Here is a 14,499-nt window from a genome sequence, read left to right on the forward strand (position 1 = left end):
GACTAGACCCGATTGAGCGCAAGTGAGAGCGGAGATCTTGGTGCTTCAGCGATCGTGAAGCAGCAAAATCTCCGCTCTCGCGGGAGCCTAGTGGGCGACCTGACGACGACGAATCACGAGCGCGCCACCCACTGCGAGCAGCAGCAGAGCTGCGAGGCCGATCGGGGCACCAGCGAAGCCGGTCGAGGCGAGCGCCTCGGCCGCATCAAAGGACAAATAGGTCACCGTTCCGGAGGCACTGACGGTGAAGTAGGCCACGCGAGTGATCGCGGTACCATCTGCGGCAATACCACTCAGGGTGACCGTGTGCACTCCGGCCGCGAGACCGGCTGGCATCACACCGGTGCCAGAGAAGGCACCGCTGGAGTTGGCAGATCCGAACGCGATCGTGACCGGGGTTGAGCGTACGACTAGGTCATAGGCGGAATCCGGAAGCAAACCGGCACCCGACACGGTGATCTCTGAGCCGTCGACGACGTCTCCGACGGCGAAGCCAAGATCGAAGCCTAGGGTGGGCACAACCGTCGGCACAACTGTCGGCACAACTGTCGGCACAACCGTCGGCTCGACCGTCGGCTCGACCGTGGGCACTGGCCCAGCGCCGACGAAGCCGAACAATTTCGCACCAGCGGTCTCGATCCAGTCGTCCTCATCGAGGCTGCCATCGTTCTCCGAGTACAGCATCACGTACCGCCCAGTGGTCGCCGCGAAGTCATAAGTCGTGACGGCCGTGTTGGTCACCGGTCCAGTACCGGTCTGAGCCGGCCCGTCCGCCACCGGTCCCGAGGCGACGCTGGTCCACGAGCCGTCGCTCTGAGTCGGCCAGGTCTCTGAATCGGCACTGCTCACGAAAAGCTGCGCACGTGTCGTCTGGCCGTCGGAACCCTTCATCTGATAGACCTCGAGTGAGCTGAACGTCGACTCCTGACCGAGGTCCAGAACAACGAATCCGACCGAATTCTGTCCGTTCATTTCCCACGTCAATCCTGTATCCGACGAGAACTGGGTGAGAACTCCCGTGGATCCGGTCGTGGGTGACGGATCGCAGAGGATCACGACCACGTTCCAATACTCTGAGCAGTCCGCATCTTCCCCGGTGACTTCTTCGTCCACGGCGGGACCTGAATAGACCCAAGCGCCGTTGTCGAAGTTCTCGCCGACGATACCCATCAAACCCGCCGAATTCTTCACACTGGCCCCGGGCAGCAGGTTCGTCTCGTCCGTTGCGAACGACGGGGAGACCCCGGTTAAGCCGAGAACCATGGTTGCAAGCGCAGCGACCGCGAGGCCGGCAATGACAGGCTTGCGCACGCTTCGCCGGGAAAATAGGTTTTTCACAATCACAGATTCCTCGTTCGTAGGGAAAGAGTTGAACTGATGTCCGATTTCCACTGACGGAATCTGCCACCTCGCGGAAATTTACCAGTAAATGTACCCATAATGGGTGTTTTTTCTTAAAGTGGCCGCGAGCCCTAAACGCCAGTCCATCCCCTCGACGACTGGTGCGAGCGACGCAGTGCCTGGCGCACGCCCGAACGGCCCGTGACCACGAGCCAGCTTGAGTTTTGTCTATGGTGCACTAGACTGAAGCGTCTTTAGCTAACTCGACTATTACTAGCTGAGAGGGCGGTTCTCGAGAAACGCATCGTGCTGCTTGCAAAGACAAACAATGTTGAGTGGCTTCCGGCGAGTGGAACAAAGCACGACAAGTTCACGTTCAATGGAGTCGTGATCATGATCCCCGCCATCGAGACGTGATCTCGGACAGCGCGGCGAAATGCTCGCCGCGAAAATTCTGAAGGACTTCAGCAAGCCCTCAGTAAGTAGTTGAGGAATAACGATTGGACATCGGCAATGGACACCTATGCAGCTACGGTCCGCCGCGACGGACGTTTTTGGTACATCGAAATCCCCGCTCTGGAAGGTGCGACTCAGGCGCGCTCGTTGTCAGAAGTGGAGGAAATGACGCGTGACTACATCGCATCTTTCCTGGAGGTTGCGGAAGACAGCTTTGAGATGGACATCTCGGTGGAACTCCCCGCGGCCGTTCAGGAACATGTCGCGGCGGTCCACCTTGCTCGCCACGCTGAAGCTATGGCGCGATCGAGGGCTGCGGCAGAGTGGTCCGCCGCCGCTCGTGAACTTCGCAACCAGGGGCTCACCGTTCGGGACATTGGTCTGGCGCTCCACATTTCACATCAAAGGGCACAGCAGCTCGTTAGCCAATAAGTCCCGCCACAGCTCTGAACGGCTCATCGCCGACCTCGCCCGCCTCGCAAATTGCCATGCACAAAGAAGCAGCCAAGACGGCATTACGGAGCCAGCGGCTGTTACGGCGCGAGCGATCACCTGGTTAGTTTGTCGAGTTCGCCCACCTCTCCGTGACGGCCCACATCTAGTGCCCTATCACGGCTTCACGAGCTAAGTCGGGATAACGAATCTGCTACCCCGAGTTAGTGACAGGATTCCCTAGCTTCACCAAAGAACTCAGCCTCGATATCGTCGCCCACCAGCGCCGCGTCGTTCGCCATCGTCGCATCCCAGAACCGCTCGAACTCCTCGTATGGAATGCGGTTACGGTTGCCGACCTTCACTACATGGATCTCGCCAGCCTTGATTTTCCGCGAGATCGTCGACCGAGAGACCCCCAACGCTGCGGCGACCTGATCGGGCGTCAACATCCGCTGCTTTGATGTAAGCGTCACCGAGGCGCCCTCGGCGGCGGCCCGCTGTACGTAGGCGGCAACCTGCTCCAGCCAGGCCGGGCGCGGGTCGCTGTCGCGAGTGTTCGAGCGTACGTCCTCGGGATTGATCGTCAAGTGTGCCAGTGACATGATCACATCATAGTTGCTCTGCACACTCCGTCCAGAGCAAGTGTGCACAGCAATTCTCCTCCGCGCCGCGTGCACGGCCAGCGACGCCTCGGGGTCTCGCGGCATGTGACTCAGAAGGTGGCACGTGTTCAAACTAGAGCGGGGAGCGCAAACCCGACAATCAGGCCCCGAAACGGGCAGAAAAAACCCCGCCGCACTGTGAGACAGTAACGACGGGGTTTTATGGTGCACCCCCCCGGACTTGAACCGGGAACCCACTGATTAAGAGTCAGTTGCTCTGCCAATTGAGCTAGAGGTGCATGTCAAACAGCGGAACTATCCGCGGCAACGTGTAACCCTAACACCCCAAGAGGGCATGATGCCAATCGAGGCCGAAAAGCGGCGGTGACCGGCATCCGTTCGTGAAATTACTATCCTTGAGACCGTGACCGAACCGCAAAACTACGCCCTTTCCGACGACCTACAGCTGGCTCTTGCCCTCGCCGATGCTGCCGACGTGATCTCCCGTGCCCGCTTCACAGCGCTCGATCTCGTCGTGACGACCAAACCCGACCGCACCCCGGTGACGGATGCCGACCGGGCGGTCGAGCGCGCCATCCGCGACCGGCTGGCCAAAGAGCGCCCCGATGACGGCATTCTCGGCGAGGAATTCGGCACGGCCGGATCAACCACGCGCCAGTGGATCATCGACCCCATCGACGGCACTGCCGGGTTCCTCCGCGGCATCCCGATCTGGGCCACCCTCATCGCGCTCGCCATCGACGGCGTCCCCGTGCTCGGCGTGGTCAGCGCCCCCGCCCTCGGTAAACGCTGGTGGGCCGCAACCGGCAGCGGCGCCTGGTCAACTAGTACGACCGCCGACAGCAGCAGCAGCAGCAGCAGCAGCAGCAAAGCGGATGCCGCCCCCACCCGCCTACGCGTCTCCGGCATCGCGACCCTCGCCGAAGCATCCATCAGCTACGGCAGCCTGCAGCAGTGGGATCAGGCCGGGCACCTCGACGAGCTCGTCACGCTTTCGCGCCAGGTCTGGCGCACTCGCGCCTACGGCGACATGTGGTCGTACATGCTGCTCGCCGAGGGGCACCTCGACGTGGCCGGCGAATTCGACCTGCAGCCCTACGACATGGCCGCCCTGGCCCCGATCGTGCAGGAAGCCGGCGGCATCTTCACCTCGATCGACGGCCAGCCAGGACCGTGGCACGGCAGCGCCCTGGCCACGAACGGCCTGCTGCACGCGGCAACCCTCGCCGTGCTGAACCCGGCCTGAGGGCGCCGAAACTAGACTCCGGCACCCGGATCGTCGGGATTCACACCGTTGCGGGCGTTGCGCGCATCGAGGCGGCGCTGCCGCCAAGCCCGGGGGTTGAGCAGCAGAATCGGCTTGGGGATGCGCAGCGCGTACCCGGTCGGAAGAATCCAGCCGTAGCGTTTGGCCAGCAGTGACAGCGCGGCGCCGCTGAGAATCGCGACTCCGGTGCCGATCGCGACGAATCCGAGCTTGCTCAGGATGACCATTTCGGTGCTCGCGAGCAGCGCGCTCGTGGCGTAGAGCGTGTTTCCGCCGAAGATCGTCGGCACCTTGAGCAGCAGAATGTCCCGCACCATGCCGCCGCCGACGGCCGTGATAATGCCGAGCAAAATCGCCGGGAGCCAGCCGAGACCGGCCTCGAGCGCCTTCTGCGCCCCGACCGCCGACCAGCAGCCCACGGCGAGCGCGTCGAGCAGCAGCAGCACGCGGCGAGTCCAGCGACCGTTGAAGGTCACGAAGTAGGCGATGACCCCGCCGAGGATGGCGCAGATCAGGTAGGCCGGGTCGAGCAGTGCGGCCGGCGTGCCCTGCTGCAGCAGCGTGTCGCGAATCATGCCGCCGCCAAGCCCGCTCATGATCGCGAGCACCACGAAGCCGACAATGTCGAGGCGTGCGGTGCGCGCGGCGACGCCGCCGAGAATGGCATTGGCGAGCACGCCCGCCAGGTCCACGAAGCGGATTATCTCAAACAGCGTCTCCGACTCAGTGTTCACTTGCCCCATTCTCTCCTACTCTCGGGGCGCGAGCCGCGCACCTACAGTTAGGGAATGAGGATCACTGCTTTTTCCGACGTGTGCCTGCGGGTCGTCATGCTGCTGGCAGCGGCGCCGGAGAGCATCACGTACACCTCACGGGTCGTCGCCACCGAGGTCGGCACGCCCTACAACCACGTCACCAAGGCCATCATGCGGCTCCGCGAGCTGGGCTTGGTCGAGGTCATCCGGGGACGCACCGGCGGCGTGCGCATCAGCACGCTCGGCCGCGAAGCCACCGTCGGGGCTCTCCTGCGCCAGCTCGATACCCGCACCGATCTGGCAGCGTGCGACTCGCCCGATGGCCCCTGCCCATTATTGAGCGGATGCGGCCTCCGCGGCGCCCTGCGCCGGGCGCGGGAATCCTTCTACCGCGAGCTCGACGGCATCGTCATCACGGCTCTGCCACACGGAAAACCTAATGGACCGGTTCTGGTCGAACTCGGTCTGGTGCGGTAGGACTAAAGTCCCTAATTTCTACAACTTGTAGAAAACATCCGTTTAATTGGTATATCAAATGCTACTTTTGACGCAGACCCCACGAACGGGTGTCGCCACGCAGAAGGAGTATTCATGCTCTCGCCCCAGTCTCTCCCCTTCATCGAAGCCACCCTGCCGCTCGTCGGCGAGCGGATGCCCCAGATCGCGAAGAACTTTTACCACCGCATGCTCACCATTCACCCCGAACTGTTCGACGGGCTGTTCAGCCGCTCCAACCAGAGGAACGGCACGCAGCAGCAGGCCCTCGCCGGCAGCATCGCCGTCTTCGCGACCCACCTCGTGCAGAACCCTGATACCACGCCGGAGGCCATGCTCTCCCGCATCGCCCACAAGCACGTCTCCCTTTCTATTACGCCCGAGCAGTACGACGTCGTCTACAAGTACCTGTTCGAGGCCATCGCCGACGAACTCAGCGACGTCATCACCGCCGACATCGCCGCCGCCTGGACCGAGGTCTACTGGTTGATGGCTCACGCCCTGATCAAGATGGAGAAGGGCCTCTACGCCGGACTCGCCAGCGACAAGCCGCTCGCCCCCTGGATCGTTGTGAAAAAAGAAGCTGCCGGAACCGACGCCGTCACGTTCACCCTTGAACCGGCCGACGACACTCCCGTGACGCCCGCCCTGCCGGGCCAGTACGTCAGCGTCACCGCCGTCATGCCCGACGGTATCCGTCAGGTGCGTCAGTATTCGCTCTCGGCCGGCACGGCCACGACCCGCGTCTTCACCACCAAGCTCGACGCCGACGGCGAGGTCTCCCCCGTGCTGCACCGCGACGTACAGGTCGGTGACACGCTCATCCTCTCCGTGCCGTGTGGCGACATCACTCTCGATGCGGGCACCGGCCCGTTGGTCCTGGCCTCGGCCGGAATCGGCTGTACGCCCAGCGCCTCGATTCTGCGTTCTCTGGTAGACACCGGCTCAAAGCGTGAGGTGCTCGTACTGCACGCCGAGAGCAACCTCGAGCGCTGGGCGCTGCGCGACCAGATGAACGAAGACGTCGCCCTGCTGGAGGCGGCCGAACTCGAACTCTGGCTGGAGATCCCGAGTGAGGGCCACCACGAGGGCTTCATGTCGCTGGAGAACGTGACGATCCCGGAGGACGCCTCGGTGTATCTCTGCGGTCCGCTCCCGTTTATGCAGAGCCTCCGCTCCCAGGCGCTAAAGTCCGGCGTTCCGGCCGACCGCATCCACTACGAGATCTTCGGCCCCGACCTCTGGCTCGCGGGCGTCTGACCTCGGCAGCCTGGCGCGGGTCCCGCGCTAGGCTGAATCGTGGATACTAACGGCGGCATCGAGACAGAACTCAAGTTTGACGTCGACGAAACGGCGCTGCTGCCCCGGTTGTACGACCTTCCCGGGGTGCAGACGGTTGCCGCGCCGGTCACCCACGATCTTCAGGCCGTCTATTTCGACACGGCCGATCTTGTGCTCACCGCCCAGCACGTCACCCTGCGTCGCCGCACCGGCGGCGACGACGCCGGGTGGCACCTGAAACTGCCGCTGGATGCCGGGCGTCGGCGCGAAATTCACGCACCGCTGGGCAAGCACGTACTCGTTTTTAATGGGCACAGCGAAGCGGATGCCGTCCCCGAGTCGCTCGCCCAACTCGTGCGGTTTCACGTGCGGGACTCCCCGCTCGTTCCCGTGGCCCGGCTGAACACCGAGCGGGTGGTGCATGCCCTGATCGGCCTGGGCGGCGAGACCCTCGCGGTGCTCTGCGACGACCACGTTCAGGCCGAGCGTCTCACCCCCGATCCGGCAACGACGGCCTGGCGTGAATGGGAGCTCGAACTCGTCGATGGTCCGGACGACCTGCTCGACGCCGGGAAGTCCATGCTCGCGGCGAGCGGCATCCACTTGTCGCTGCACGCGTCAAAGCTGGCCCGCGCCCTCGGCGACCGGTTTCCCGAGCGTCCGGACGCGGCGCCCCGGCGGCCCCGGTCTTCGGGGTGGGCCGGCGATGTTTTGGTGTTGAACCTGCACGAACAGTACGAGGTGCTGCGCGCCCAGGATCCCCAGGTACGGCAGGCCACAGCCGGAAGCGTGCACGCCCTGCGCGTCGCCACTCGGCGGCTGCGCTCGGTTCTCGCCACCTATCACTCCCTGCTCGATGCGACCGTGGTGCCGCACCTGCGCAGCGAACTCGCCTGGCTCGGGGCCGTTCTGGGCGGCTCCCGCGACGAAGAGGTGATACAGCGCCGCCTCACAGGCCACCTCGACCGCGAACCCGAGGGGCTGCTGCTCGGCCCGATTCGCGAGCGTCTCGGCAGTCGCGCGGATACTGACACCGACGCGGCGCACCACGCGCTCCTGACTGCCCTCAACAGCCACCGCTACTTTCGGCTGCTCGATGCCCTCGCGGCGCTCGTGACCTCACCGCCGTTCACCGCCGTGGCCAGGCAGGAAGCACGCACGGTCGTGCCGGCACTGATCAATAAGAAATGGAAGAAACTGCGCCGCGCGGTGCGAACCGCCACGAAAACCGTGCCGGGCGCCGAGCGCGACCTCGCCCTGCACGAGGTGCGCAAGCGGGCCAAGCGGCTGCGCTATGCGGCTGAGACGGCGCATCCGCTCAGCCGCAAGCGCGCCGCCACGGTCAGTGCCTTCGCCCAGAAACTTCAAACCATTCTCGGCAACCAGCACGACAGCGTCATCGCCCGCGAGCGCCTGCTCAAGCGCGGCGCGGTCGACGCCTACCTGCGCGGCGAGAACACCTTCAGCTACGGCCGCCTGCACGCCCTCGAGCAGCAGAAGGCAGCCGTAGCCGAGTCGAAGTTTTGGCAGGAGTGGAAGAACCGCCCGTGATTACTCGGGCGCGGACGAAGCGGTTAACCTTGGGCAACCGCAAGCCGCCACTTTGCCGCCAAGAGTCACGCAGCATCCGCAACTGGGCTAAGCTCACTGCCGCCACCTTAGGAAAGCAGGGTTCATGACTGTTACACCCCTCATCTGGGTCATCACCATCGTTGTCATCCTGGCTTTGCTCGCCTTCGACTACTTCTTTCATATTCGCAAGGCGCACGTTCCCTCGCTGAAGGAAGCCGCTGTGTGGTCCTCCATCTACGTCGGCCTGGCCATCCTCTTCGGCATCCTGGTCTTGGTCTTCGGCGGCAGCACGATGGGGTCGGAATATTTCGCCGGCTACATCACGGAGAAGGCGCTGTCCGTTGACAACCTGTTTGTCTTCCTGATCATCATGGCGAGCTTCCGGGTTCCCCGCGAAGACCAGCAGAAAGTGTTGCTGTTCGGCATCGTCTTCTCCCTGATTGCCCGCACCGGGTTCATCTTTCTGGGCGCGGCGCTGATCAATTCTTTCGCCTGGGTGTTCTACATCTTCGGCCTGATTCTGCTGATCACCGCGGGCAATCTGCTCAAGCCCGAAGCACACGGCGATAATCAGGCGGATAATTTCATGATCCGCCTGGCCAAGCGGAGCTTTCACACCACCGACCACTACGACGGCGACAAGCTGTTCACCATGCACGAGGGAAAGAAGGCCCTCACGCCCATGCTGTTGGTCATGGTGGCGATCGGCGGTACGGACATCCTGTTCGCGCTGGACTCCATTCCCGCGATCTTCGGGCTGACCCAGAACGTCTACATTGTCTTCACAGCGACCGCGTTCTCGCTGATGGGACTGCGCCAGCTGTACTTCCTGATCGACGGGCTCCTGGACCGGCTGATTTACCTCTCCTACGGCCTGGCGTTCGTCTTGGCGTTCATCGGCGTCAAGCTGGTGCTCCACGCGCTCCACGAGAACAATCTGCCGTTCATCAACGGTGGTGTACCGGTCCCGGTCGTGGAAATCAGCACGGGGCTGTCCCTGAGCGTCATCATCGGAGCGCTCACGATCACCGTCGTGGCCTCGCTGTTGAGTAAGGCGGGCAAAGCCCAGACCGCCATCAACAACGCGCGCCGCCACGCGGTCAGCTACCTCGATCTGGATTACACCGCTGATCTGGCCGAGCGCGAGCGGATCTACCGAATGCTGACCGCGGAAGAAGAACAGGTCCTGGCCATGGACCTGAAATACCGCGACAAGGCCAAGGACATCAACCGCATCCGAGAGCAGGTAGCTGAGGCGCATCGGCAGCATGACGAGTATCTGGCCCGGTAGAGCGCGCCGGAGCGCCTAACTTCGCCGAGGTCGTTATTGACAGCGGGTGGGCGCGGGGAGCAAGCTGTGGCACACAATGGTGTCGCGCAATGATGCGTGGGGCCAAGGAACCTTCTTTCGTGAGGAGAAGCCCGTGCAGATTCCGGCTCCGTTCGATTATGTTCGTGCCAGTTCGGTCGAAAATGCCCTGGCCCTGCTCGATCGTCACGGGCCCGAGTCCCGGGTGGTCGCCGGCGGTCACAGCCTGCTGCCCATGATGAAACTGCGTCTGGCCCGGCCGGACTGGCTCATCGACATCAACGACCTGTTCGAGCTCGACTACTTGCTGATTGACAGAGTGCTCGTTGATCAGCACGTGCTGCGCATCGGCGCCATGACCCGGCACACGACGCTGCTCGAATCCGACGACGTCCAGCGCCTGTTCCCCATCGTCACCGACGCCGAACGGGTCATCGCCGACCCGATCGTGCGCAACCGCGGCACCATCGGCGGTTCGCTCTGCCAGGCCGACCCGGCCGAAGATCTGTCCACGGTGTGCCACGTGCTCGAAGCGGTCGCCGTCGTGCGCGGGCCGGCCGGTGAGCGGATGCTGTCGATGGCCGAATTCCATCGCGGCCCGTACGAGACCGCGGTGGCCCAGAACGAACTGCTGATCGAGGTGCGCGTGCCGATTCGGGAGCGCTCCGGCAGCGCCTACGAAAAGGTCGAACGACGAGTCGGAGACTGGGCCGTCGCCGCGGCCGGCGCTTCGGTCAGCCTCGCGTCCGACGGCACGATCGGCCAGGTGGCCGTCGGCCTCACCGCGGTCGGACTCGACCGCAATGTAACCGAGGTCGAAGCCGTGCTGGTCGGCCAGGCTCCGACCGAGGAGCTATTCACGGAGGCCGGGCGTCTGGCCTCCATCGCCTGCGACCCCCTCACCGACCAGCGCGGACCGGTCGACTACAAGCGGCACCTCGCCGACGAGCTGACCCGCAGGGTGCTGCGGGCGGCCTGCCGCCGCGCCGCGGCATCCGTTTCTGAGATCACGATCTAGGAGTTGAGCCCTCATGCAAATCAGCCTGACCATCAACGGCACCGATGTCACCCGCGAGATCGAACCGCGCGTACTGCTCGTGCACTTCATTCGCGACGACCTGCGGCTCACCGGAACGCACTGGGGTTGCGACACCAGTAATTGCGGCACCTGCGTGGTGCTCATGGACGGCCAGCCGGTGAAATCGTGCACCGTGCTGGCCGCCATGGCCGACGGCCACACGATCACGACGGTGGAAGGACTCGCCGACGGCGCCACTCTCGACCCGGTGCAGCAGGGCTTCATGGCGGAGCACGGCCTGCAGTGCGGTTTCTGCACCCCCGGCATGATGCTCACCGCCCGCGCCCTGCTCGACCACAATCCGCACCCCGAACCGCTCGACATTCGCGAGGCCATCTCGGGACAGATCTGCCGCTGCACCGGCTACGCCACCATCGTGCGGTCGATTCAGTGGGCCGCCGAGCATCCGCTCGTTGCCGCCGTTGACACAACCGAAGATGAAGAGGTGCGCGCATGACCATCCTCGAAGACCGCCCGTCGAACCCGGCGGCCGGCGACCACGACCGGCCAATCGGCCACGGGCGTATGCAACGCAAGGAAGACCCGCGATTCGTGCGTGGCAAGGGCCACTATGTCGACGACATCGTGCTGCCCGGAATGTTGCACGGTGCGATCCTGCGCGCTCCCATCGCCCACGCCCGGCTGGTCTCGATCGACACCACCGCGGCGCTCGCCCATCCCGGCGTGCACGCCGTCATCACCGGCAGCGACCTGCAGGCCCTCGGCCTGGCTTGGGCGCCGACCCTCTCGATGGACGTGCAGGCCGTGCTGGTCACCGACAAGGTGCGCTTCCAGGGCCAGGAGGTCGCCTTTGTCGTCGCCGACGACCGCTACGCCGCCCGCGACGCCCTCGAACTGATCCAGGTCGAGTACGACGTACTGCCGCCCGTCGTCGACGCCCGCAAGGCGATGGACCCGGGCGCTCCCGTCATTCGCGACGACCTCGAGGGCCGCACCGACAACCACATCTTCGACTGGGAAGCCGGCGAGAAAGCCGAAACGGATGCCGTCTTCGCGAGCGCCGACGTCGTGGTGAAGCAGGAGATCGTCTACCCGCGGGTGCACCCGGCGCCGATGGAAACCTGCGGCGCCGTAGCTGACTTCGATGCCGTCGACGGCCGCCTCACCCTGTACGAGACGACGCAGGCGCCCCACGCCCACCGCACCCTGTTCGCGATGGTCTCCGGCATTCCCGAGCACAAGATTCGGGTGGTCTCCCCCGACATCGGCGGAGGTTTTGGCAACAAGGTCGGCATCTACCCGGGCTATATTCTCGCCGTAGTCGGCTCCATCGTCACCGGCAAACCGGTGAAATGGGTCGAGGACCGCTCCGAGAACCTCATGAGCACCTCGTTCGCCCGGGACTACATTATGCAGGGCGAGATCGCGGCGACCAAGGACGGCAAGATCCTGGCCCTGCGCACCAACGTACTCGCCGACCACGGCGCGTTCAACGCCACCGCCCAGCCCACCAAGTATCCGGCCGGGTTCTTTCACATCTTCACCGGCAGCTACGACCTTCAGGCAGCGCACTGCACCGTGACCGGCGTGTACACCAACAAGGCGCCCGGCGGCGTGGCCTACGCCTGCTCGTTCCGGGTCACCGAAGCGGTCTACCTGGTCGAGCGGATGGTCGATATCCTGGCCCGCAAGCTCGACATGGACCCGGCAGAGTTGCGCCTGAAAAACTTCATTAAGAAGGAGCAGTTTCCCTACGCCAACAAGACCGGCTGGGAGTACGACTCGGGCGATTACGAACCCACCATGCGGCTGTCGATGAAGATGGCCGGCTACGACGAACTGCGCCGCGAACAGAAGGAGAAACGCGAACGCGGTGAGCTCATGGGCATCGGCATCTCATTCTTCACCGAAACGGTCGGTGCCGGACCGCGCAAGGACATGGACATTCTCGGCCTCGGAATGGCGGACGGCGCCGAACTGCGCATCCATCCCACCGGCAAGGCCGTCGTGCGCATCTCGGTGCAAAGCCAGGGTCAGGGCCACGAAACGACGTTCGCGCAGATCGTGGCGGAGGAGATCGGCATCCCCCCGGAAGACATCGACGTTGTGCACGGTGACACCGACCAGACACCGTTCGGCCTCGGCACCTATGGCAGCCGGTCCACTCCGGTCAGCGGCGCCGCCGTGGCGCTCGTCGCCCGCAAGGTGCGGGAGAAGGCCCGGTTCATCGCCGCGGCCATGCTCGAGACCCGGCCGGAAGACCTCGAGTGGGAGAAGGGCCGCTGGTTCGTCAAGGGCGATCCGAGCGTGGGCAAGACCATGGCCGAGATCGCGATGGGCGCCCACGGCACGGTCGCGCTGCCCGAGGGTATCGACGGCAATCTCGACGCCGAGGTCACCTACGATCCGCCCAACCTCACTTTTCCGTTCGGCGCCTATATCTGCGTCGTCGACGTCGACCCGGGCACCGGCCATGTCAAGGTGCGCCGCTTCATCGCCGTCGACGACTGCGGCACCCGAATCAACCCGATGATCATCGAGGGCCAGATTCATGGTGGCCTCACCGACGGTGTCGGCATGGCACTGATGGAGATCATCGAGTTCGACGACGAGGGCAACTGCCTCGGCGGCTCGTTCATGGACTACCTCATCCCCACCGCAATGGAGGTACCCGACTGGGAGACCGGCTTCACCGTGACTCCGTCGCCGCACCACCCGATCGGAGCAAAGGGCGTTGGTGAGTCTGCCACGGTCGGGTCACCGCCGGCCGTCGTCAACGCCGTCGTGGATGCCCTCGCCCCGTTCGGCGTGGTGCACATGGACATGCCGTGCACACCATCCCGGGTCTGGGAGGCCATGCAGGGCCGCACGAGACCGCCGGTTTAGCATGCCCGAGATGAAGTCCGTGCTGGAGCGGGAGCTCGAGGCGCGCCGCGAACCGTTCGTGCACGCGACCGTGGTGCGCGCGGTGCGCCCGACGAGCGCGCACGCGGGCGACACGGCGCTCGTGCGCTTGACCGGCGAGATCGAGGGCTTCGTCGGCGGAACCTGCGTGGAGGCATCCGTTCGCCTGTACAGCCTGCAGGTGCTCGAAAGCCGCCAGCCGCTGCTGCTCAAGGTCGTGGCCGGTGTACCGTCGAGCACGGTGGAGGACGGCGCGGTCGAGGTCTCCAACCCCTGTGTCAGCGGCGGGGCGATCGAGATCTTTCTCGAACCGCGCCTTCCCCTGCCGCGCCTGATCGTGGTCGGGTCGACGCCCGACGCCGCGGCCCTTGCCACCCTCGCACCGCTCGTCGGTTTCGAGCTCCTGCAAACGGATGGCGCCTCTGCCGCCCCGCAGGCCGGCGACGCTGCGCTGGTCGTCGCGTCCCACGGCAGGGACGAGGAGTCCGCGCTGCTGGCGGCGCTGGCTGTGGGGGTGCCGTACGTGGCGCTCGTGGCCAGTCCCCGGCGCGGTGCGGCGGTGCTTGCGTCGCTCAACGTGTCGCCGGAGCAGCGCGCGCGGGTGTTCAGTCCGGCGGGCCTTGACCTCGGGGCGCGAACGCCCGGAGAGATTGCGGTGTCGATTCTGGCGCAGCTGGTGCAGGAGCGGGCCGGGCGGGGACATCCGGTTGGTGTGGGCGCGGTTAGTGTGGGCGCGGCTGGTGCCGGTGCGGTGGCGGGAGCGGCGGATTCGGCGATCGCCGCAGAGCCGCCTGACGCCAAAGCGCGTGCTACCGACCCACCTGCTGCCGAGTCGCAGGCCGCCGGCGTCGCGATCGACCCGGTCTGCGGCATGTCCGTGGCCGCGCTGCCGTCGACGCTGCAGGTCGAGCACAACGGCGAGACCGTCTATTTCTGTGCGGCGGGCTGCCGCAAGGCGTTTCTGGCGAATCCGGAGCCGTATGCGACCGCGCGGTAGGCACCCGCGCGGTAACCGCCCGACT

Annotated in this window: 13 protein-coding genes and 1 tRNA gene; 10 read left to right on the forward strand and 4 right to left on the reverse strand. The window is 64.8% G+C overall.

Annotated features, from left to right (window positions below; translation table 11 throughout):
* Positions 1–87: 87 nt before the first annotated feature.
* Positions 88–1,338 carry a hypothetical protein gene (locus tag CXY80_RS11890; RefSeq protein ID WP_146070725.1) on the reverse strand — a complete coding sequence of 417 codons (1,251 nt, stop codon included), beginning with the start codon at positions 1,336–1,338 and terminating at the stop codon, positions 88–90.
* Between the two features lie 516 nt (positions 1,339–1,854).
* On the opposite strand from CXY80_RS11890, the gene CXY80_RS11895 reads away from it, so the two are divergent.
* On the forward strand, positions 1,855–2,229 hold the full coding sequence (locus tag CXY80_RS11895) for a hypothetical protein (RefSeq protein WP_092449314.1): 375 nt from the start codon (positions 1,855–1,857) through the stop codon (positions 2,227–2,229).
* Positions 2,230–2,453: 224 nt separating this feature from the next.
* Here the strand turns inward: CXY80_RS11895 and CXY80_RS11900 are convergent, their stop codons facing one another.
* Both CXY80_RS11900 and CXY80_RS11905 read right to left on the reverse strand, forming a co-directional pair.
* Entirely contained in the window at positions 2,454–2,834 is a 381-nt protein-coding gene (locus CXY80_RS11900) for a helix-turn-helix domain-containing protein (RefSeq protein WP_198415546.1), read from the reverse strand.
* Between the two features lie 223 nt (positions 2,835–3,057).
* Positions 3,058–3,133: transfer RNA gene (locus CXY80_RS11905), tRNA-Lys, on the reverse strand.
* Positions 3,134–3,258: 125 nt separating this feature from the next.
* Here CXY80_RS11905 and CXY80_RS11910 point away from each other — a divergent pair.
* Positions 3,259–4,101, forward strand: coding sequence for an inositol monophosphatase family protein (locus CXY80_RS11910; protein WP_104132636.1), 843 nt, complete (start codon positions 3,259–3,261; stop codon positions 4,099–4,101).
* An 11-nt stretch (positions 4,102–4,112) separates the two neighbouring features.
* Here the strand turns inward: CXY80_RS11910 and CXY80_RS11915 are convergent, their stop codons facing one another.
* Entirely contained in the window at positions 4,113–4,856 is a 744-nt protein-coding gene (locus CXY80_RS11915) for a trimeric intracellular cation channel family protein (protein ID WP_092449318.1), read from the reverse strand.
* Between the two features lie 54 nt (positions 4,857–4,910).
* Here CXY80_RS11915 and CXY80_RS11920 point away from each other — a divergent pair, with 54 nt between their 5' ends.
* The 8 genes from CXY80_RS11920 (at position 4,911) to CXY80_RS11955 (ending at position 14,474) form a co-directional block, all read left to right on the forward strand.
* A complete protein-coding gene (locus CXY80_RS11920) occupies positions 4,911–5,354 on the forward strand; it encodes an Rrf2 family transcriptional regulator (RefSeq protein WP_092449320.1) in 444 nt (147 codons plus the stop codon).
* A gap of 114 nt (positions 5,355–5,468) precedes the next feature.
* Complete coding sequence (locus CXY80_RS11925; protein WP_104132637.1) at positions 5,469–6,632, forward strand: globin domain-containing protein; 1,164 nt, start codon at positions 5,469–5,471, stop codon at positions 6,630–6,632.
* Between the two features lie 39 nt (positions 6,633–6,671).
* Entirely contained in the window at positions 6,672–8,204 is a 1,533-nt protein-coding gene (locus CXY80_RS11930; protein ID WP_104132638.1) for a CYTH and CHAD domain-containing protein, read from the forward strand.
* Positions 8,205–8,328: 124 nt separating this feature from the next.
* A complete protein-coding gene (locus tag CXY80_RS11935; RefSeq protein WP_104132639.1) occupies positions 8,329–9,516 on the forward strand; it encodes a TerC family protein in 1,188 nt (395 codons plus the stop codon).
* A gap of 76 nt (positions 9,517–9,592) precedes the next feature.
* The gene (locus tag CXY80_RS11940) at positions 9,593–10,552 is read left to right on the forward strand and encodes a xanthine dehydrogenase family protein subunit M (protein ID WP_233195313.1); all 960 of its coding nucleotides are present in this window, start codon (positions 9,593–9,595) and stop codon (positions 10,550–10,552) included.
* Positions 10,553–10,565: 13 nt separating this feature from the next.
* Positions 10,566–11,069 (forward strand): (2Fe-2S)-binding protein, encoded by a 504-nt coding sequence (locus CXY80_RS11945; RefSeq protein WP_104132640.1) that lies wholly within the window; start codon positions 10,566–10,568, stop codon positions 11,067–11,069.
* Entirely contained in the window at positions 11,066–13,459 is a 2,394-nt protein-coding gene (locus CXY80_RS11950) for an aerobic carbon-monoxide dehydrogenase large subunit (protein WP_104132641.1), read from the forward strand. Before CXY80_RS11945 ends, CXY80_RS11950 begins: the two co-directional genes overlap by 4 nt.
* A gap of 10 nt (positions 13,460–13,469) precedes the next feature.
* On the forward strand, positions 13,470–14,474 hold the full coding sequence (locus tag CXY80_RS11955; protein ID WP_233195315.1) for an XdhC family protein: 1,005 nt from the start codon (positions 13,470–13,472) through the stop codon (positions 14,472–14,474).
* Positions 14,475–14,499: the final 25 nt, after the last annotated feature.

It is taken from the genome of Cryobacterium sp. M91 (assembly GCF_002929615.1).
Taxonomy (GTDB): domain Bacteria; phylum Actinomycetota; class Actinomycetes; order Actinomycetales; family Microbacteriaceae; genus Cryobacterium; species Cryobacterium levicorallinum.